Annotated in this window: 19 protein-coding genes; 9 read left to right on the top strand and 10 right to left on the bottom strand. The window is 54.3% G+C overall.

Going from position 1 to position 20,402, the window contains the following annotated elements; translation table 11 throughout:
* Positions 1-135: 135 nt before the first annotated feature.
* The 3 genes from ABF287_RS05715 to ABF287_RS05725 are packed head-to-tail and all read right to left on the bottom strand — an operon-like array spanning position 136 to position 3,159.
* Entirely contained in the window at positions 136-1,155 is a 1,020-nt protein-coding gene (locus ABF287_RS05715) for an ABC transporter substrate-binding protein (protein WP_347184052.1), read from the bottom strand.
* Positions 1,131-2,501, bottom strand: coding sequence for a sensor histidine kinase (locus tag ABF287_RS05720; protein WP_347184053.1), 1,371 nt, complete (start codon positions 2,499-2,501; stop codon positions 1,131-1,133). Before ABF287_RS05720 ends, ABF287_RS05715 begins: the two co-directional genes overlap by 25 nt.
* The gene (locus ABF287_RS05725; protein WP_347184054.1) at positions 2,494-3,159 is read right to left on the bottom strand and encodes a response regulator transcription factor; all 666 of its coding nucleotides are present in this window, start codon (positions 3,157-3,159) and stop codon (positions 2,494-2,496) included. Before ABF287_RS05725 ends, ABF287_RS05720 begins: the two co-directional genes overlap by 8 nt.
* A 107-nt stretch (positions 3,160-3,266) precedes the next feature.
* On the opposite strand from ABF287_RS05725, the gene ABF287_RS05730 reads away from it, so the two are divergent.
* The 3 genes from ABF287_RS05730 to ABF287_RS05740 all read left to right on the top strand — a co-directional run bounded on the left by ABF287_RS05730 (position 3,267) and on the right by ABF287_RS05740 (position 6,324).
* Positions 3,267-4,253, top strand: coding sequence for a tripartite tricarboxylate transporter substrate-binding protein (locus ABF287_RS05730; protein WP_347184055.1), 987 nt, complete (start codon positions 3,267-3,269; stop codon positions 4,251-4,253).
* A gap of 75 nt (positions 4,254-4,328) precedes the next feature.
* Positions 4,329-4,811, top strand: coding sequence for a tripartite tricarboxylate transporter TctB family protein (locus tag ABF287_RS05735; RefSeq protein ID WP_347184056.1), 483 nt, complete (start codon positions 4,329-4,331; stop codon positions 4,809-4,811).
* A gap of 1 nt (position 4,812) precedes the next feature.
* A complete protein-coding gene (locus ABF287_RS05740) occupies positions 4,813-6,324 on the top strand; it encodes a tripartite tricarboxylate transporter permease (RefSeq protein WP_347184057.1) in 1,512 nt (503 codons plus the stop codon).
* A gap of 132 nt (positions 6,325-6,456) precedes the next feature.
* Here ABF287_RS05740 and iolG read toward each other — a convergent pair whose 3' ends face one another.
* Genes iolG through iolD form a run of 5 tightly spaced genes read right to left on the bottom strand, consistent with a single transcriptional unit; the run spans position 6,457 to position 11,993 of the window.
* A complete protein-coding gene (iolG, locus tag ABF287_RS05745) occupies positions 6,457-7,443 on the bottom strand; it encodes an inositol 2-dehydrogenase (protein WP_347184058.1) in 987 nt (328 codons plus the stop codon).
* 4 nt (positions 7,444-7,447) lie between these two features.
* On the bottom strand, positions 7,448-8,287 hold the full coding sequence (locus ABF287_RS05750) for a class II fructose-bisphosphate aldolase (RefSeq protein ID WP_347184059.1): 840 nt from the start codon (positions 8,285-8,287) through the stop codon (positions 7,448-7,450).
* Entirely contained in the window at positions 8,284-9,138 is an 855-nt protein-coding gene (locus ABF287_RS05755; RefSeq protein WP_347184060.1) for a 5-deoxy-glucuronate isomerase, read from the bottom strand. The genes ABF287_RS05750 and ABF287_RS05755 overlap by 4 nt, the downstream gene beginning before the upstream one ends.
* A 9-nt stretch (positions 9,139-9,147) precedes the next feature.
* Entirely contained in the window at positions 9,148-10,128 is a 981-nt protein-coding gene (gene iolC / locus ABF287_RS05760) for a 5-dehydro-2-deoxygluconokinase (protein ID WP_347184061.1), read from the bottom strand.
* Positions 10,128-11,993 (bottom strand): 3D-(3,5/4)-trihydroxycyclohexane-1,2-dione acylhydrolase (decyclizing), encoded by a 1,866-nt coding sequence (iolD, locus tag ABF287_RS05765; protein WP_347184062.1) that lies wholly within the window; start codon positions 11,991-11,993, stop codon positions 10,128-10,130. The genes iolC and iolD overlap by 1 nt, the downstream gene beginning before the upstream one ends.
* A gap of 119 nt (positions 11,994-12,112) precedes the next feature.
* Between iolD and ABF287_RS05770 the strand changes: the two genes are divergently transcribed.
* The 3 genes from ABF287_RS05770 to ABF287_RS05780 are packed head-to-tail and all read left to right on the top strand — an operon-like array spanning position 12,113 to position 15,267.
* A complete protein-coding gene (locus tag ABF287_RS05770) occupies positions 12,113-13,210 on the top strand; it encodes a Gfo/Idh/MocA family oxidoreductase (RefSeq protein ID WP_347184063.1) in 1,098 nt (365 codons plus the stop codon).
* Between the two features lie 20 nt (positions 13,211-13,230).
* Complete coding sequence (locus ABF287_RS05775; protein ID WP_347184064.1) at positions 13,231-14,121, top strand: TIM barrel protein; 891 nt, start codon at positions 13,231-13,233, stop codon at positions 14,119-14,121.
* 12 nt (positions 14,122-14,133) lie between these two features.
* The gene (locus ABF287_RS05780; protein ID WP_347184065.1) at positions 14,134-15,267 is read left to right on the top strand and encodes a Gfo/Idh/MocA family oxidoreductase; all 1,134 of its coding nucleotides are present in this window, start codon (positions 14,134-14,136) and stop codon (positions 15,265-15,267) included.
* 12 nt (positions 15,268-15,279) lie between these two features.
* Here the strand turns inward: ABF287_RS05780 and ABF287_RS05785 are convergent, their stop codons facing one another.
* The gene (locus ABF287_RS05785) at positions 15,280-16,278 is read right to left on the bottom strand and encodes a LacI family DNA-binding transcriptional regulator (protein WP_347184066.1); all 999 of its coding nucleotides are present in this window, start codon (positions 16,276-16,278) and stop codon (positions 15,280-15,282) included.
* 189 nt (positions 16,279-16,467) lie between these two features.
* On the opposite strand from ABF287_RS05785, the gene ABF287_RS05790 reads away from it, so the two are divergent.
* The 3 genes from ABF287_RS05790 (at position 16,468) to ABF287_RS05800 (ending at position 19,374) form a co-directional block, all read left to right on the top strand.
* Entirely contained in the window at positions 16,468-17,412 is a 945-nt protein-coding gene (locus ABF287_RS05790; protein WP_347184067.1) for a sugar ABC transporter substrate-binding protein, read from the top strand.
* Between the two features lie 73 nt (positions 17,413-17,485).
* Positions 17,486-18,598 (top strand): ABC transporter permease, encoded by a 1,113-nt coding sequence (locus ABF287_RS05795; protein ID WP_347184068.1) that lies wholly within the window; start codon positions 17,486-17,488, stop codon positions 18,596-18,598.
* Complete coding sequence (locus ABF287_RS05800) at positions 18,598-19,374, top strand: ATP-binding cassette domain-containing protein (RefSeq protein WP_347184069.1); 777 nt, start codon at positions 18,598-18,600, stop codon at positions 19,372-19,374. Before ABF287_RS05795 ends, ABF287_RS05800 begins: the two co-directional genes overlap by 1 nt.
* 81 nt (positions 19,375-19,455) lie before the next feature.
* On the opposite strand, the gene ABF287_RS05805 is transcribed toward ABF287_RS05800, so the two are convergent.
* Positions 19,456-20,316 carry a helix-turn-helix domain-containing protein gene (locus tag ABF287_RS05805; RefSeq protein WP_347184070.1) on the bottom strand — a complete coding sequence of 287 codons (861 nt, stop codon included), beginning with the start codon at positions 20,314-20,316 and terminating at the stop codon, positions 19,456-19,458.
* Positions 20,317-20,402: the final 86 nt, after the last annotated feature.

Genomic DNA, 20,402 nt, shown 5'->3' on the forward strand with positions numbered 1-20,402 from the left:
TCGCGCGCCGCGCAAGCAAGGCCCGCCAAGCCCGGCAGGATTGTGCCGCCTTATACCAGTTTACCTCATGTTTTTAAAGGAAAATACCGACGCATACCGCATCAAAATCAGCACAAATATAAGGCATTTCCATGCCTATTTTTGAATGATCGCGCTGACCCATTCGCTCAAAAATGTCTGGCGCTTCAATTGATCCAAATAGGTCAAAAGTTCCGGCCCCAATCCGATCGTGGATTGGCGAGCAGTCCCCTGTTCGGTGCTCAAAGGTGGCAGCATAAACACCTCTTTGTCGATCGGTGCCGATTGCAAAGAAATCAAGTGACGCAGGAAATTTTTCGCATGCTCGATGTGCTGACTGTCGCGCGACACAAAGGCTGTGCGCATCATCGTGGTCGGAAAATCCGAAGGCAAAATGATCTGCAACGCATCACCGGTGTCGCTGCGGGCGGCGGCATAACTGCCCAAAACATTGTACGCCACGGCCAGTTTTCCGCTGGCCAAATCGTCGATCATCTCGCCAGAACAGCAATAGAGTTTGGTGTCCAAGCTGCCCATCACCTCCATCAACCGCCAAAAAGTTTCCGAATTGCGCGCGTCTTGCGTTGCGAATAGATAACCAAGCCCCGAGCTCCGGACGTCATAAGTGCCTATTTTCCCATGAAAAATATCCGGTCTTGCGCGCAGGGCCAAGATCAAGTCTTGCCGTGTTTGCGGCAGGCGCTTGCCTTTAAACGCGGCGCGATTGATCACGATGGCGGCGGGTTCCGAGGTGAATGCAAACAGGCTGCTGCGCCAATCGGCCCAGTCAGGCAGCGCGATGCCGGTGGTTTTCGCGGCATACCCGTCATTGGCCAGTTTGAGTTGCAGGTCCATCGCACTGGAAATCACCACGTCAAATTGACTGGGATTTTTGCGGAAAAAATCGTCCAAATTGGAGGTGCTGGTGACGAGATATTCAACAGAAGTCTGCGGATTTTGCGCCAAAAAACTTTCAATAATCGGCGCGAAAAACGAGGTATCCGTACTGCTGAGGACGCGCAAAATACGTGTGGGCTCTTCAGCGGTGAACAGGGATTTCTCTTCCCAGTCTTGCGCAACTAATGCGCTGGCGAAAAGGGCGTAAAGGCCCGCTATGAAAAAGAAAATGTAACGCATGCGCCCCCTCGTGATGGGTTGGAAAGCTCCAAGGTGCCGCCATGTGCTGCAGCCACTTCTTGGGCGATGGTCAGCCCCAAGCCGGACCCGATGATGCCCGCCGCATTGTCGCCCCGCGCGAATCGGTCTGTCAGCCCTGCGATTTGACCCGTCGGAAAGCCCGGTCCTTGGTCGCAGATGGTGATTTGTGTCACGGGTTCGGCGGCTAAGGTGATGAAAATTGTGCTTTCGCTGGGAGCATATTTCAGGGCGTTGTCGATGATATTGCGCACCGCGTTTTGCAGCAAAATCGGGTCGCCTAGAGTGCGACAATCGCCTGTGCTGTCGCGCTTGAACTCGATGTCTTTCATGTCGGCGATGGGGGTCAATCCGCGCAAGATTTCATCAACTAAGTCAACCAAATCAATGTCTTGTCGGTCCAAATGGTCAGCGCGAAAGGTGATCATCGCGTGATCTAAAAGCTGGGTGGCCGCGCGTGAACTTTCATCAATCGCGCGCACCATCGACCGCAAAGCTTGGCGGTTTTCTTCCTTAGAGACCCGCTGCAACGTAGCCTCTGCATAGGAGCGCACAGTGGCCAGCGGCGTGCGCACACGGTGGGCGGCTTCGGCGATGAAGTCTTCTGAGCGTTGCAAGGATTGATCAAGTCGGTCCATCAGCGTGTTGAGCGAGACAACGAGAGGCACCATTTCCACCGGCACGGGTTTGGCCACAGGGGTCAAATCTTGCGGCCCGCGCCGTGTGATCGAGGTGGTCAGGCGTGTCAATTGATCGATGGTTTTTGATGAGGCCCAAATGGACAAAACCGCCGCCAACAAGAAGAAGCCGATGCCTGCCAAAGCCACGTTGCGTGAGATGTGATTGAGCGTGACAGAGAGCGCATCTTGGGTTTGCGCCACAGTCACATAGACCTGCGTGCGCAGATTTTCCCCCACCAAAACCCGACGGGCACGGATCAAACGGACGGTATCGCCTTGGATATCTGTGGTGAGAAACGCCTGATTGCTACTGCCAGATAAAGGCGGTTGGGGCAGGGCGTTGTAGCCCGACAGCAGGGTGTCATCGCGGTGAATGGCATAGAAAACGCGGTCGTCTTGGGGCGTGTCCAGAATGGAGAATGCGGAGTAGGGGAAATCGACTTCGACGCTGCTGTTGCGGATCACAGCGGCGTCCAAAATGGAGGTGGCCGAGGCGCTTAAAATGCTGTCTTGGCCTTGCTGTGCGATTTGGGCGGCATAGGCGCGGACGACGAAAAACAGCAAGATCGCCAAGATCGCAGCGCCGCCGATCAAGGTGATCGTCAAGCGATTGCGCAAGGATCCTGAGACGTTCACGCGGTCAGTCATGATCAAGCCGATAGCCAAGACCGCGCAGGGTGGTGATGCTCAAACTTGAGCCTTTCAGATGCTTGCGCAGCCGCCCGATATAGACCTCGATGGCGTTTTCAGAGACGTCGTCATCATAAGAAAACAACCGATCCACCAGCTTTTGTTTGGCGAAAATTTGCCCCGGTGCGTTGATCAAAAGTTCTAACAAGCGCAGCTCGCGGTTGCGCAATTGTATTGCCTCGTTCGCGACCTCAAGCGTGCCAGCCACGGGATCAAACGCGAGGTTATCGATGCGGATCACTGTCTGCGATGTACCGCCGCGACGGCGCAAAACAGCGCGCACGCGGGCCTCGAGTTCTGCGTGATCAAAGGGCTTTGTGACATAGTCATCCGCCCCCAAATCAAGGATGCTGATTCTGTCAGACACCTGCGAACGGGCGGTCAAAACGATGACAGGCGTGTCCTTTTTACCGGCGCGATGATGCTTGAGAAAGTCGCGCCCATCCCCGTCTGGCAGCATGATATCGAGCAAGATTAGATCGTAATCTTCGGTCTGAGAAAAGGCCCGTGCGTCTTCAATTGTTGCAGCATGATCAATGACATGTCCATCGAACCCCATCCGCGAACAGATCGCGTGGGCGAGGTGTGAGTTGTCTTCGATCAGCAAAAATTTCATCGGTGATTTTCGGTCTTTTTGGCACGTGACAGGTTTGTGTCAGGTTGAAGTGATTGGTTGGTTCAACTGAGCCGCTTAGCGGTCGGTTGTCAAATGGGAGGAAACTTATGACGACTTTTAAACTGGGCCGCCGCGCCCTTATGCTTGGTGCTGCCGCAGCACTTGGTCTCGCCACATCAGCCTTTGCAGATGGTCACAAGAAACTCGACAGCGTACACTTTTTGATCCCCGGCGGTGCTGGTGGTGGTTGGGATGGTACTGCGCGCGGTACTGGTGAAGCTTTGACCACTGCGGGCCTTGTGGGCACTGCATCTTACGAGAACATGTCAGGTGGCGGTGGTGGTAAAGCCATCGGCTATTTGATTGAAAACGCTGAAAGCAACTACGGCACATTGATGGTGAACTCTACGCCAATCGTGATCCGGTCTTTGACAGGCGTTTTCCCACACAACTTCCGCGACCTCACTTTGGTGGCAGGGACAATCGGCGATTACGCCGCGATTGTTGTTGGCAAAGACAGCCCGCTCAACTCTATGGCGGACCTTTTGGCGGCTTATGACGCGGACCCATCCAAGACGGCGATCGGTGGTGGCTCTGTTCCGGGTGGCATGGATCACCTCGTGGCGGCTATGGCTATGGAAGCGGCAGGCAAAGATGCGCTTGGCGTGAAATACATTCCATATGACGCAGGCGGTAAAGCGATGGCGTCTTTGCTGTCAGGTGAAATCGCAGCGCTTTCAACAGGTTTCTCTGAAGCTGTTGATCTGGCCGCCGCGGGCGAAGTAAAAATCATTGGCGTCACAGCTCCTGAGCGCGTTTCTGCTGCTCCGGATGCGATGACAATGGTTGAGCAAGGCATCGACACAACATTCGTCAACTGGCGCGGTTTCTTTGGTGCACCTGGCATGCCAGCAGAAGATGTTGCTGCATACCAAGAGGTTCTTGAAGCCATGTACGACACACCTGAATGGGAAGCTGTCCGTGCACGCAACGGTTGGGTGAACATCCACAATTCAGGCGACGACTTCAAAGCGTTCCTTGAAGACCAAGAGCAGGTTATCGGCGATTTGATGAAGAAACTCGGCTTTCTCTAAGCCCGTCGTACACTAAATTTACGGCAGGGTGGGTTTCCTCTCTGCCGTTTTTCTTTTCAAAGGGAGATGGATGCAATGGCGTTAGATCGTTGGATCGCTTTGATTTTGGCGGGGATTTGCCTCGTCTATGGATACACCGCATGGTTCACAATGGACGCAGGGCTTGCCCCTTTCATGCAACGCAACCCGATATGGCCAAGCACCTTTCCGAAGGTTCTGTCGATCCTCGGATTGATCGCGTCATGCATCATTCTCTTCAATCTTGAGAAAAGCGAACATGAGGTCGGCGAGATCGATTATCGCCGTTTGCTTGAATACAAACTCGGCCAAGCCTTGCTGCTTTTGGGGCTGATGGTTGTCTATGCGTTGTGCCTGCGCCCGCTTGGGTTTTTGGGGTCAACCATGGGGTTCTTGATCCTCGGAGCGTATATTTTGGGTGAGCGCAAATACCACATCATGGTGCTTGTCGCGCTGATTGCGGCGTTTCTTGTTTGGTATTTGGTGTCTCAAGTTCTTGGCATCTACATGCGCCCCTTGCCCGGTTTCATAGGAGGTTGATATGCTTGAGGGACTTCTGATTGGCCTACAAACGGCCCTGTCACTTCAAAACCTGTTACTCGTGATCGGCGGGTGTTTGATTGGCACATTCATTGGCATGCTGCCGGGTCTTGGCCCCATGTCTATCATTTCCATCATGATCCCTGTGGCGATTTCCATGGGCGATCCATCTGGCGCGCTGATCTTGCTTGCAGGTGTGTACTACGGCGCGATCTTTGGCGGGTCTACATCGTCAATTTTGCTCAACGCACCGGGTGTGGCGGGGACTGTGGCCAGTGCGTTTGACGGCTATCCCATGGCACAAAAGGGCAAGGCGGGCAAAGCCCTGACCATTGCTGCGATTTCCAGTTTCGCAGGCGGCACCATTGGCGCGATTTTGCTGATGATCTTTGCGCCCGCGTTGTCCTCTGTCGCTTTGCTGTTTCACTCTGCCGAATACTTTGCCTTGATGGTCGTCGGCCTGTCCGCGATCGCTGCCTTTGCTGGCACGGGTCAAGTGGCCAAGGCCATGATGATGACCGTTTTGGGTTTGATTTTGGCCACAGTGGGCGAAGGCGCATTGTTCAACCTGCCGCGTTTCACCATGGGCATTATGGACCTGCAATCGGGCTTTGGCTTTATCACTTTGGCGATGGCGATGTTTGCTTTGCCTGAGGCCTTGTTCTTGGTGCTTAAGCCGAAAGTGATCGAAGGCGATGGCGGCGAGATCAAAGATTTGCGCATCACCAAAGCCGAAGCAAAAGCCATTGCGCCCGTCATCGGTCGCCAGTCGTTGCAAGGCTTTTTCATCGGCGTTTTGCCCGGTGCCGGCGCGACCATTGCGAGCTTTCTGGGCTATGCGGTTGAACGCAATATCGCCAGTAAAGAAGAGCAAGAAGAGTTCGGCAAAGGGTCGATCAAAGGCTTGGCTGCGCCCGAGACTGCCAACAACGCGGCCTGTACTGGGTCCTTCGTGCCGCTGCTCACCTTGGGCATTCCAGGCTCGGGCACAACTGCGATTTTGCTGGGGGCTTTGATTGCTTTGAACGTGACCCCTGGTCCACGTTTGATGATCGACCAACCGCAGGTGTTCTGGGCTGTGATCATGTCTATGTTCATCGGCAACTTGATCTTGTTGATCTTGAACCTGCCTTTGATCCCTTACATCGCTAAGGTGTTGTCGGTTCCGCGTAACTACCTGATCCCGTTCATTTTGTTCTTTACCCTGATGGGGGCCTACATCGGCCAGAACAACGCCACTGAGCTGTTGATGCTCGTTGGGTTTGGGGTCTGTGCGACGGCCTTGCGCTTTGCCAATTACCCATTGGCGCCGCTGTTGATCGGCTTCATTTTGGGCGGCATGATGGAAGACAACTTTGCCCGCTCCATGCAGCTTTATGATGGCGTGGCCTTCATCTGGGAACGCCCCATGACCCTTGGTCTTTTGGCGATCGCGGTGATTTTGGTTGTGTTGCCAAGCTACCGTGCACAGCGTGCTAAGGCAAAATCCAAAGGCGTTGCTGACGGCGATTGAGTTTAAGCACATTTGAAATTGAAAAGCCCCGCAGAGGTCATCACCTGCGGGGCTTTTTGTGTCTGGATGTTGGGGCATCCAAAGAAAACGGGGGCCAAATAGCCCCCGCTCTTAGGTCGAAAATACTGTCGATTAGACGGAAACAGGCTTGCCTGTTTTCCAAGATTCAGTCGCTGCATCCGCCAAAACTTGCGCGCGCAGGCCGTCTGTGATGCTTGGGGCCGCAGGTGTGCCGTTGGTCACCGCATCCACGAAGTGCTGCATCTCGGACAGGTAGGCTGCCTCGTAACGCTCAAGGAAGAAGTTCAACGTTGGCGCGCGTTTGAAGCCCGCTTCGGTCGCCACTTCTACGTGGTTTTCAAGCACGTTTTCCGCGCGCAACATGCCTTTGGACCCGTGCACTTCAAGACGCTGGTCATAGCCGTAAGAGGCGCGGCGCGAGTTGGAAATCTGACAGATTTTGCCGCTCGCCGTGGTCAACGTCACCGCTGCGGTATCGACATCGCCAGCCTCACCAATCGCCGGATCAACCAAGGCAGAGCCAACTGCAAAGACCTGCACAGGCTCTTCGCCCAGCAAGAAACGCGCCATGTCCAAATCGTGGATCATCATGTCGCGGAAAATGCCGCCTGAGCTTTCGATGTAGCTGACGGGTGGGGCGGATGGATCGCGCGATAGAATGGTCACGATCTCAACATTGCCCACTTCGCCCGCAGCGATGCGCGCTTGGACATTGGCAAAGTTTGGATCGAAGCGGCGATTGAAGGCGGTCAAAAAGCCCACGCCGTTTTCTTCGACCACTTTAATACAATCGCGAATGCGGTCTGCGGACATGTCCACAGGCTTTTCGCAAAAGATCGACTTGCCTGCTTTGGCGGCAGAATGGATCAGGTCGTAGTGCGTGTCTGTTGGCGTACAGATGATGATCGCATCCACGTCGTCAGAGGCCATGATTGCGTCCACGTCGCGCACTTCGGCACCTGTTGTTTCTGCCAAAGCCGCAGCCGAAGCTGGAAAAGCATCCGCAACAGCGACGATTTTCGCTGAATCGAGACGCATCAACGAGCGTGCGTGCACCTGACCGATGCGCCCGCATCCCAAAAGTCCAATTTTGAGCATTTTTCTATCTTTCTTGAACGGGGCCAAACGCCCGTAAAACTTGCCGTGTCGCTGCGACGAGCGGCTCATGAGTGTCTTTTAATATTGTGACGCGGTCAAAACGCGACGGGTCTGAGTTCACGGCGTCACGCAGCGCGGTGCCAAAGGCCATACGCAGCTCTGTGCCGATGTTGAATTTGCACACCTTTGATCCAGTCGCAAGAGCGGTTCGTTGCGCAACTGGCACGCCCGACCCACCATGAATAACCAAGGGAACAGTGGTGAGCGCTTCAATGTCTCGAATGCGGGCAATATCGAGCCCACCTTCTTTGTCTTGTTGCAAGTGTACGTTGCCGACCGAAATCGCCATTGCGTCAACGCCGGACTCTGCTGCGAACTTTGCCGCATCTGCAGGGTCGGTGCCCGCGGAGTTTTCGCCGCCTGAATAGCCGACAAATCCGATTTCGCCTTCGCAAGAAATACCGGCCGCATGGGCCATCTCCGCGATCTGCGCAGTCTCATCGATGTTTTGATTGATCGGCTTGCGTGAGCCGTCAAACATCAAGGATGTAAAGCCAGCGTCGAGCGCCTCTTTGCATTCGTCAAACGTGTATCCGTGATCCAAATGCGCCACGACGGGCACGCTGGCATTTTCGGCCAAGTGACGGAACATCTTGCCCAAAATCGGCAGTGGCGTATGGGCGCGACACGACGGACCAGCCTGCAAAATCACAGGGCAGTTTTCGGCTTCAGCGGCGGCCACATAGGCGCGCATGTCTTCCCATCCGAGTGTCACCAAACCAGCGACGGCATAGTTGCCTTTGAGGGCAGGCTGAAGAACCTGCGCGAGTGTTGCTAGGGTCATTTGAACTTAGCCACCATGTCTTTGATCCCAGGAATGGTCTCGATTTGATAGGCATGTGTGGGCTGGAAATACTGCACCAAGCTGCGTTGCGACAGACCGCCCAAAATGGTGAAGTAATACATTTCATATCCGGGCATCGCCACGCAGGGGTGGTAGCCAGAGCGCAGTAAAATAGTTGAGCCATCCATCAGTTGATAGGCATCGCCCGGTTTGCCTTCTTCGTGCTGAATGATCTGCACGCCAGAGCCGTGATTGGGACGGAAACGGAAATTGTAAGTCTCGTCGTGGCGTGTCTCGATGATGTTGCCATCGGCGTCTTTGCGGTCTGTGTCGTGCTTGTGCGCTGGGAAACCGGACCAACCGCCTTGACCCACAGTGAACAGCTCAGACACCAACAAACGCCCGACTTTGTCGTGATGCGCTTGGCCGAGGATGTGTTTGATCTTGCGGTGGGTTTTGGTGTCGTCTGAACCGTATTGCACCTTGTCCAATTCGGCCACGCGCACGTCAAACGGTTCAAGCACCTTGTCGTAGCGTGCGCCTGCGATGAATGTTTCTGTGTCGCGGGTCGCCACGAATGTCACCTTCGCGCCAACCGGCACATAGACGCCCTCAGGCTCGCCGTCCCACACGTCGATCGTGCGATTGCCCAGCAACGTAAACTCAACGCCTTCGACGTTCACATCAATGGTGCCAGTGGCCGGCACGATGCAGGTCTCATATCCGGGCACTTGGTATTCAAATGCCTCGCCCGCTTTCAGCTTGACGATGTTCAGATAGTTGAGCGGAACGGTGGCATCATCCGCGTCCACAATAGGAATGTTTTTATTGTCGTGTGGGGCAATATGCATCTGATTTCCTTAGGTAACTTGTGTTGCGCCGGGATGATCGGCCAGAAAAGCTTCGAGATCGGCGGGGAAAGGCATCGCAGGCGCGCACCCCGGTTTGGCCACCACGATGGCCGCACAGGCAGACCCGCGCAGCACCGCATCTTTGATCGAATGACCATCCGCAATAGAGGCCAAAAGTCCCGCCATAAAGCTGTCGCCAGCACCCGTGGGTTTGAGTGCGGTGACGGGGTAAATACCAGTGCGCAGCTCTTGGCCATCCGCAAAGGTGATCGCGCCATGTTCGCCCATTTTATAGACCACAATGCTGGCGCTAGAGGCGGCCAATTCGCGGGCTTTGTCCAAGCCCTTGTCGATGCCGCCCGCCATAAATCCGAACTCTTCGTCGTTGCCAACGATGACGTCTGACAGCGCGCCAGCTTTGGACAGAACCTCTTCGGCGACCTGCGGTGACGGCCAACTATATGGGCGGTAATCCACGTCAAAAATGATTGGAAGGCCAGCCGCACGCGCCAGTTCGAACGCGCGAAACGCAGCCGAGCGCGAGGGCTCTGCCGCAAAGACTGTACCGGCCGTGACTAAGGCGCCGTAAGACGCGTAGTCCACGGCCTCGACGTCTTCGACAGTCATTTCAAAATCGGCGGCATGATTGCGGTAGATCACCGATTGATGGTCTTCGACGCGGCTTTCATAGACCGCCAAAGAATTGCGGGCCTCACCCCCAATAGGTTTCACATAGGTGCTATCCACGCCGTAATGCGCCAGCTTGTTGGTGCAGAACCGACCAACAGCATCATCGGACACAGATGTGACCAAAGCCGCTTTGCCGCCCAGTTTCACAATGCCTGCGGCGATATTGGCAGATGAGCCGCCCATGTCAGCGGTGAAGCTGTCAGAGGTCTCCGTGGCGCCACCGGGGGCAGTGAAAAGATCCATGCCCACGCGCCCGACGATCACGAAATTGTTCTGTTTGATGCCTTCCAAAACGGTCATTATACGCCCTTTCGTTGTTTGGCGCGAGACGCTTCGATTTCGGCATGTTTTTCGGCGACTTTGTCATGCGTGGTGACATGCGGCGTACCGACTTCCCACCATGTGTGGCCTTCAGTGGTCCAGCCCTCATAGGCGTCGACATTCATCACGATGACGCTGGTTGTGTCTGATGCTTGCGCGCGTTTGAACGCTTCGCCAAATTCGGTTGGGCTGGCCACAGTTTCGGCGTTGGCCCCCATGGATTTGGCGTGAGATTCAAAATCAACCGCGAAGGGGGACTTGATGGTTGGGCAATCTTCCAACAGGTTGTTGAAGCTCTCATTGCCCGTGTTGTTTTGCAGCTTGTTGATGACGGCAAATCCGCCGTTGTCCAACACGCAGATGATCAATTTGTGCCCCGATAAAACCGATGAATAAATATCGGAGTTCATCAACATATAAGACCCGTCGCCAGTGAAAACGATGGTGTCTTTGTTTGGTTCGCGTTCATGTTGCGCGATTCGCGCGCCCCAAGCGCCCGCGATTTCATAGCCCATGCAGGAAAAGCCAAATTCCACATCCACCGTGCCGATGTCTTTGGTTTGCCAATGCGCCGTGACCTCGGCAGGAAGGCCGCCCGCAGCAGCCACAACACGGTCACGCGGATCGCACAGATCGTTGACCACGCGGATGGTCTGCGCATAGGAATTCGGGCCATTGCCAGCCGTGGTTATCTTGTCGGTATAGGCCACCCATTTGACGCGCTCGTCCTGAGCAAATGATGTCCAAGATGCAGGAGATGTATAACCACCAAGTGCCGCTGTCAGGGCAGGCAAGCTGAGTTTCGCATCGCCGACAACTGGCAAAGACATGTGCTTCATCGCGTCATGACGGCCCACGTTGACGCCGATGATTTTGGCGTCCTGCGCGAAGGCGGTCCATGACCCTGTGGTGAAGTCTTGCAAACGCGTGCCGACAGCCAAAATCACATCGGCCTTCTCGGCGACGGAATTGGCTGAATCAGAGCCCGTGACACCGACAGGACCGATGTTGAGCGCATGATCTTGCAGCAGGTTGGCACGCCCTGCGATGGTTTCCACCACGGGGATGTTGTGTGCCTCAGCAAAGGCAGTGAGTTCCGCCACAGCGCCAGAATATTGCACCCCGCCGCCTGCGATAATGATCGGGCGTTCTGCCTTGGACAGCACTTCAATGGCGTCAGAGATGTCAGCCACATCAGGGGCTTGGCGGCGCATCCGGTGGACGCGTTTTTCGAAAAAGCTTGCCGGATAGTCAAAGGTCCAGCCCTGTACATCTTGCGGCAAGCCTAGAAAAGCAGGGCCACAATCGGCAGGGTCCAACATCGTCGCCAAGGCCGCCGGAAGCGACTGCAAAATCTGTGCTGGATGGGTGATGCGGTCCCAATACCGTGTGACCGCTTTAAACGCGTCGTTCACACCCAAAGCAGGGTTGTTGAAATGCTCAAGCTGCTGCAACACAGGGTCGGGCAGGCGGGTGATAAAGGTATCACCACACAGCATCAACATTGGCAATCGGTTGGCATGGGCCAGCGCCGCTGAGGTCAGCAGGTTCGTCGTGCCAGGCCCCGCGCTTGCGGTGCAAAACATGAACCGTTGGCGTAGCCATTGCTTGGCATAGCCCGCCGCAGCAAACCCCATGCTTTGCTCGTTTTGACCGCGATACAAAGGCAGCGTGTCGCGTGCGTCATATAATGCCTCGCCCAAACAGGTCACATTGCCGTGGCCAAAAATACCAAAGCCACCACCACAGACTCGCATCTCTTGCCCATCGATTTCGATGAACTGATTGTCGAGATATTTGATGATCGCCTGCGCTGTTGTCAGGTGTATTGTTTTGTTCGTCATGTGCTTAATTCTTCCTCACGCTTATCGATTTTGCGATTGTTGCTTGCGCGCTTTCGAATCTGAAGATACTAATTTTGCAACCGGTTGCAAATAGAATCTGAAAAGAAAGACTCAGCGGCATGACAGAAATAGGAATTGGGATCATTGGCGGCGGCTATATGGGCAAAGCGCATGCGGTCGCGATGTCTGCTGTTGGTGCAGTGTTTAACACGGCGCTGCGGCCCCGTCTTGAGATGATCTGCGCCAGCTCTCCGGCAAGTGCGCAGCGCTATCTTAAGGCCTATGGCTTTGAGCGCGCAACGGACGATTGGCGCGTGCTGGTCAACGATCCACGGGTTGAGGCCATCGTGATTGCCTCGCCGCAAGAAACCCACCGCGAAATCGCATTGGCCGCTTTTGCATTGAATAAACCTGTGTTTTGCGAAAAGCCGCTTGGCGCGTCTTTGAGTGACAGCCAAATCATGACTGAAGCCGCCCGTGGTCAGATCAGCATGACGGGATTCAATTACATTCGCACCCCTGCCAGCCAGTTTGCCCGCAAGCTGATTGCCGAGGGCGCTATCGGCGATATCACATGGTTTCGCGGGGAACACACCGAAGACTTTATGGCCGATCCCGAAAGTCCCGCGACATGGCGGACCATGGGGGATGCCAACGGCACGATGGGCGATCTGGCCCCGCATATGATCAATGGCGCAATGGCTTTGATCGGCCCGATTGCCAAGTTGATCGCCGAAGTCGAAACCGTGCATGCCACGCGTCCGGGCGGCACAGTGGACAACGATGATCATGGTCAAATGATGTGTCGTTTTGAAAATGGTGCGATGGGGCAGATGTATTTCAGTCGTATCAGTCACGGTCGCAAGATGGGCTATGCCTATGAAATTACGGGTACTAAAGGCGCGATTAAATTCGACCAAGAAGACCAAAATGCGCTGTGGCTTTATAACGCTGATGAGCCTGAGGCCACACGCGGATTTCGCAAAATCCTGATCGGCCCCGCGCACCCAGATTACGAAAACTTCTGCCAAGGCCCCGGTCACGGCACAGGATACCAAGACCAAATTATTATTGAAGCGCGCGATTTTTTACGTGCGATCGAAACCCAAACACCCGTTTGGCCCACATTCCAAGATGGGTTGGACGTTACTCAAGTTGTCGCAGCAGCACTGGCATCCTCTCGCGCAAAAGCGTGGGTCGATGTGACCGCTGACTAGCTCTTTCGAAAGGCTCTCACATGACTATTAAAATCGGCAACGCCCCCTGTTCTTGGGGGATCGAATTTCCAAGCGATCCCGCTTACCCGACATGGCAATCCGTGTTGGATCAATGCGCTGGCGCGGGTTACAAAGGCATCGAACTTGGCCCCATCGGCTATATGCCTGAAGATCCAAAGGTGCTGGCCCCAGCTTTGGCAGAACGTGATTTGGAAATCATCGGCGGCGTGGTGTTTCAAGCGTTTCACGACCCAAGCAATTGGGACACTTTGCTGGACGCGGCGACGCGCACTTGCAAAGCGTTGGTGGCTCATGGGGCCGAACATCTGGTGTTGATCGACAGCATTTCGCCGCGTCGTGCGCCCACTGCGGGTCGCGCGTCAGAGGCGGAGCAAATGGACAAAGCGGAATGGATCGCCTTTCGCGACCGCATCGCGACCATCGCTAAAATGGGCGCCGAAGACTACGGCCTGACCGTGGGCATTCACGCCCATGCGGCGGGGTTTATGGATTTTGAGCCAGAGCTGGAACGCCTGTTGTCCGAGGTCGATGAGAGCATTCTCAAGATCTGTTTTGACACGGGTCATCACTCTTATGCGGGCTTTGATCCGGTGGCGTTTATGGACCGCTATATCGACCGTATTTCTTATATGCACTTCAAAGATATTGACCCGAAAGTGAAAGCCGAAGTGGTTGAAAACCGCACCGATTTTTACACCGCTTGCGGTCAGGGAATTTTCTGCAATCTAGGGCAGGGCGATGTCGATTTCCCAGCCGTGCGTCAGCGTCTTTTGGATGCTGGATTTCAAGGCTGGTGTACGGTCGAACAAGACTGTGATCCGTCCATGCCAGGCACGCCGCTGGAAGACGCGCGCGCCAATCGTGAATACTTGCAATCCATTGGATTCTAAGGAGGAATATCAATGACAAAACTGAAATGGGGCATGATCGGTGGTGGCGAAGGCAGCCAGATCGGGCCTGCACACCGCTTGGGCGCTTTGGCCGATGGGCGATTTGAGCTTACTGCTGGCGCGCTGGATCACCGTGCAGACGTGGGCCGTGAATATGCGCAGCGTTTGGGCATCGCGAAAGACCGCGCTTACGGCGATTGGACCGAGATGTTGGCGGGCGAAAAAGACCGCGCGGATCGCATTGATTTGGTCACTGTGGCCACGCCCAATGCGACGCATTTTGAAATCACCAAAGCCTTCCTTGAGGCGGGGTTCAATGTGCTGTGCGAAAAGCCGATGACCATGACCGTGGAAGAGGGCGAAGACATCGTGCGTATCGCTGAAAAGTCTGGCAAAATCTGCGCGGTGAACTACTGCTATTCCGCCTATCCCATGGTGCGCCAAGCGCGTGCGATGGTGCAAGCGGGCGAGATCGGCCAGCCACGTTTGGTCGTGACAAACTTTGCCCACGGGCACCACGGCGATGCGACGGATGCGGACAACCCGCGGGTGCGCTGGCGCTATGATCCGGCGATGGCGGGCGTGTCTGGCCAGTTCGCAGATTGCGGTATTCACGCGCTGCACATGGCGAGTTTCATCTGCAACGATGAGGTTGAAAAACTGTCTGCAGATTTCGCATCGACCATTTCCAGTCGCGAGTTGGAAGACGACGCGATGGTCAATTTCCGCATGGCGGGCGGCACGGTTGGACGGCTTTGGACCTCGTCTGTGGCCATCGGGCGACAGCACGGGTTTGATATTCAAGTGTTCGGTGAGACCGGTGGTTTGCGCTGGGCGTCTGAGCAGCCAAATCAGTTGATCTACACCCCCGTTGGTGGACGTACGCAGATCATTGAAAAAGGCGAAGCTGGCCTGTCTGAAGATGCGCAACGTTTGTCACGCGTGGCGATTGCTCACCCTGAAGGCTTTCCGTTGGCAGTGGCGAATATCTATTGCGATTTGGCGGATGCGATCAGCGGCGAGACCCGCGATGCTTTGCCAAATGCATCTGACGGCGTGCGCTCTATGGCGGCTGTGCACACGGCTGTGGCCTCGGCCAAAGAGGGCGGTGTCTGGATGGACGCGCGTCCATCGATCTTTAGATAAGATTGGTTAAGATCAGGGGCGGGGCCGCAAGGTGCCCCGTTCCACCACGCGGCAAGGGAACAGACGCGCCTCTGGGTATCTTTCCGGATCTTCCAACATTGCGACCATCAATTCCACAGACGAGCTGATGATTTGAGTGATCGGCTGATGGATCGTGGTGAGATTGATGTTTTCCCATCCCGCCATGGTCATATCGTTCAAGCCGATGAACCCGATATCTTCGGGCACTTTCAGCCCCATGTCTTTCGCCGCACTGAGCGCGCCAATCGAAATAACATCATCGGCGCAGAAGTAAGCTTCTGACGGATTGGACTTCAGCAACCGCAGCATTTCGGTACGCCCCGCATCAAAGGTATAGGCGTCAGCGTAACTGTGAGATCGCTCGATTTCGGGGTGACGCGACATCTCGTCTTCGAAGCCTTTAAAGCGGTCTTGGGTCGAGGTCGCAGACAAAGGTCCACCCATGTAGGCCACTTTTTTGTAGCCACGTCCCACAAGTTCACGCGCTGCCATGCGCCCTGATTCGACGTTATCAATGCCGACGATGTGCACATCTGGACTGCTGGCATAGCGGCCAAAAGTGTGCACGATAGGCAGCTTTCGATCGCGGAAGGCTTTTGAGAAATAGGGCGGCAAGGTTGATGAGGCGACGATCACGCCGTCGACGGAATATTGCTGCAACATCCGCAGGGAATTTTCGGGATCGGTTTCATCACTCAAGTTCACCAAGAGTGGACGCAATCCGGCGTCTTGTAACCCGCGCGTAAATAGATCGAAAACCTGAAGAAAAATTGGGTTGTGAAAGTTGTTGCTAACCAGACCAATAAGCTTTGTACGGCGGGTGGTTAAGCTTCTTGCAAGGAAGTTCGGGCTATACCCGAGTTCCGAGGCCGCTTTTTCCACTTTGCGTCGCATTTTGTCGGACACGGACGCGCCATCTGTAAAGGTGCGCGATACCGCAGAGGTAGACACCCCCGCCCTTATAGCGACATCTTTAAGTGTTGCTGTCATATTGTCGTCCCCTCCCAAGCACGAGCTTTATGCCTTTTTTCAACTGAAATGTCAGTACAGACCAAGGTAGGTACGAAAAATAATTTTTGCAACCGGTTGCAAAAAAAACGAATCCGTGTTTTGTTGACTGCAGAGTTGGGAATTACTCACTCACTCGTGATATAAAATTGCGTTCTTGGGAGGAACAAAATGAAATCGACTTTGACAAAACTTATGCTCACAGCTGCGGTTATCGCATCGCCAATGGTTGCGACTGCAGATGATCACGAGCTTACATACGTGATGGTCAGCCACGCACCTGATTCAGACAGCTGGTGGAACACTGTTAAGAACGGTCTCGCACTCGGTGGCGAACAGATGGGCGTGAACGTTGAGTACCGCAACCCACCAACCGGTGACCTTGCAGACATGGCGCGTATCATTGAGCAAGCTGCCGCGTCTAACCCAGATGGCATTATCACAACACTCGCTGACTTTGACGTTCTTAAAGGACCAATCATGTCAGCTGTTGATCAAGGCATCGACGTGATCATCATGAACTCTGGTTCCCCTGCTCAAGCCCGCGAAGTTGGCGCTTTGATGTATGTTGGTCAGCCTGAGTATGACGCTGGTTTCGCTGCTGGTCAGCGCGCAGCAGGTGACGGCGTTGGGTCGTTCTTGTGTGTGAACCACTACATCAGCTCACCATCTTCCACAGAGCGTTGCCAAGGTTTCGCAGACGGTCTGGGTGTAGAATTGGGCAACCAAATGATCGATTCTGGTCAGGATCCATCTGAAATCAAAAACCGCGTTCAAGCTTACCTCTCAGCGAACCCTGAGACAGACGCGATTTTGACACTCGGCCCGACCTCTGCTGATCCAACCATGTTGGCTTTGGCTGAAAACGGTTTGGCGGGTGACATCTACTTCGGTACATTCGACCTCGGTGAAGAAATCGTAAATGGTTTGAAATCCGGCGTTATCAACTGGGGTATCGACCAACAGCCATTCTTGCAGGCTTACCTGCCAGTTGTGGTTTTGGCGAACAAAGACCGCTACGGCGTTCTTCCAGGCAACAACATCAACTCTGGTCCAGGTTTCGTGACCAAAGATGGTCTTGAAATGGTAGAAAAATACGCGGGCGAATTCCGCTAAGTTAAGACTTAATTTGGGCGAGGAGTGCACGAATTCCTCGCCCTTTTTGTAACTAAATTTTGGAGGGGGCGCGATGTCAGACGCGACCAATAACGACGAACGTATCAAGGAAATGTCCAAGTTACGGGCAGCTATGATACGTCCAGAGCTGGGCGGCATTGTTGGGACAATTGCTGTTTTCACATTCTTTCTTTTGTTTGCTTTCGACAGCGGCATGTTCAACGCGCAAGGTGTTTTGAACTGGTCCACTGTTTCGGCGCAATTCATGATTATTGCAGTCGGCGCGTGTTTGTTGATGATCGCGGGTGAGTTTGATCTCTCCGTGGGTTCAATGATCGGCTTTGCTGGCATGATGATCGCAATCTTCGGGGTCGTGCTTGGATGGCCGATGTGGCTTGCGATTATTGTCACGTTTGCGATCTGTTTGGCCTTTGGCGCTCTCAACGGGTACATCGTTGTGCGCACCGGACTGCCGAGCTTTATCGTGACGCTTGCGACTTTGTTCATCTTGCGTGGTTTCACAATCTTTATTCCACAAACCATCGAAAGTAAGACCATCATCGGTGGCATCCGCGAAGCAGCGGAAGGCGACTGGTTGGCGTCTTTGTTCGGTGCCAAAATTGGCGGCCCTATCTTTACATGGCTTGGCGATGCTGGACTTATTTCAACCTTCTCACGCGGGAACCGTGCTGGTCAGCCTGTGGTTGACGGCATTCCGATGCTGATCGTTTGGGCGCTTGCCTTGGTGATCGTGGCGCATATCGTTTTGACACGCACACGTTTCGGCAACTGGATTTTCGCAGCAGGCGGCGACGCACAAGCGGCACGTTATGCAGGGGTTCCTGTTGAGCGTGTGAAAATCTCAATGTTCGTTTTCACAGCCTTCTGTGCGACAGTGTTTGCTGTCTGTCAGGTGATGGAATTTGGCTCAGCGGGTGCTGACCGCGGTATCTTGAAAGAATTCGAAGCGATCATCGCAGTTGTTATCGGTGGTGCTCTTTTGACAGGCGGATATGGTTCAGTCATCGGTGCGGCACTTGGTGCTTTGATCTTTGGTGTGGTGCAACAAGGCCTGTTCTTCGCGGGTGTTGAAAGCTCACTATTCCGCGTGTTCCTTGGGGTTATCTTGCTCTTGGCTGTTATCCTGAACACGTACATTCGTCGTATGATCACGGGAGAACGCTAATGGAACCTATCATCCGTATGAGCAATATCGAAAAGCACTTTGGCTCAGTGATTGCGCTGGCTGGTGTGACTGTCGATTTCTTTCCAGGTGAATGTCACTGTCTTTTGGGCGACAACGGTGCGGGCAAGTCCACGTTTATTAAAACGATGGCAGGCGTGCACAAGCCGACCAAAGGCGACATCACATTCGAAGGTCAACCGATGCACTTTGATGATCCGCGCGACAGTATCGCCGCTGGTATTGCGACTGTGTATCAAGACCTTGCGATGATCCCACTGATGTCTGTGAGCCGCAACTTCTTTATGGGCAACGAGCCGATCAAGAAAATCGCGGGTCTGCCTTTCTTCGATCATGAATACGCCAACGAAGTGACCATGACTGAAATGAAGAAAATGGGCATCAACTTGCGTGGTCCTGACCAAGCTGTGGGCACTTTGTCCGGCGGTGAACGTCAGACTGTTGCGATCACACGCGCTGTGCACTTTGGGGCGAAAGTCCTGATCTTGGACGAACCAACATCTGCTTTGGGTGTGCGTCAAACAGCCAACGTTTTGGCCACGATTGACCGCGTACGTAAGCAAGGCATCTCTGTTGTCTTCATCACGCACAACGTCCGCCACGCTTTGGCTGTGGGCGATCGCTTCACCGTTCTGAACCGTGGTAAAACCTACGGCACAGCGATGGCTGGCGAAGTGACACCAGAAGCGTTGCAAGACATGATGGCCGGTGGTCAAGAACTTGCAGCTCTCGAAGGGTCTTTGGGCGGCACAGTTTAAGCGTTTCTTAAACCTCCTGGAGTGGCGCAGCCTGTTTGTTCAGGCTGCGCCATTTTCTTGCCTTGGTGCGCGCGCAAAACGCTAATCGTGCTGTTCGCGAAACGCTGCAGGGGTGATGCCTGTTGATTTGCTGAAGGCCTCGTAAAAGGACGACAGCGAGGCAAATCCACAATCAAAAGCGACAGACAGAATTTTCTCGTTGGTGTCCGCCAGCATCATTTTGGCATGGTGAATTCGCAGGTCGATAATATAGGCTTTCACAGTTACCCCGAGCATCTTACGGAACAACTCGATCGCGTAGTTGCGCGAAATGCCTGCAGAATCTGCGACGTCTTGCACCGAGATTGGATCAAAGGCGTTGTGCGCAATAAAACGCAACATCTTATCAAAATGGGTCACCGCATTGCCGCCAATCCGCGCGTGGCGCGTGGCGTTGCGCGGGCTGGCGATTATATCCCAGCCCTCCAAATCCAGCCGCGCTAAACGCGCGTGAATTTCTTGGCGATGAAGGCGCTGCCACGCGGCATCCATTTCGCCCACTTCGCGAGCCCAACGTGTCATCAACGACAGGTCGTAGTTCTTTTCCGTTTTGGCGCAAATCAAAGCACCCGATAAAATTTGATCCACAAGCTTGGCAGACAGAGGCCAGTCCAGAAACTGTTTCAACGACACATAGGCGTTGGTGATCGTGCCCTTGCCTGTCACCGACACAGGACGGTGCGGGTAGGCGGCCCAAAACACACACAAGCGGTCACGCGGAATGGTGATTTCTACGCCAGAGAAGGAATAGGTCATATCACATTCGCGCAGATAGTTTATCTCGATGGAGGGATGCGTGTGATACGGGTCGCTTGACCCTTCGGGCTGATGATGTTCCAGAAAGACGTTTTCGCCATAGGAAACAACGTCCACCAACATGCTGCCATGATTTTCATCATTCATTTCAATAACTTTCGCGTCTGTTGATCCAAGGTTAGCTGCGGATCTTCAAGACAACACTAGGGAGATTCATTGCTACAAGGCAAGGG

This window comes from Pacificibacter sp. (assembly GCF_039769035.1).
GTDB lineage: Bacteria > Pseudomonadota > Alphaproteobacteria > Rhodobacterales > Rhodobacteraceae > Celeribacter.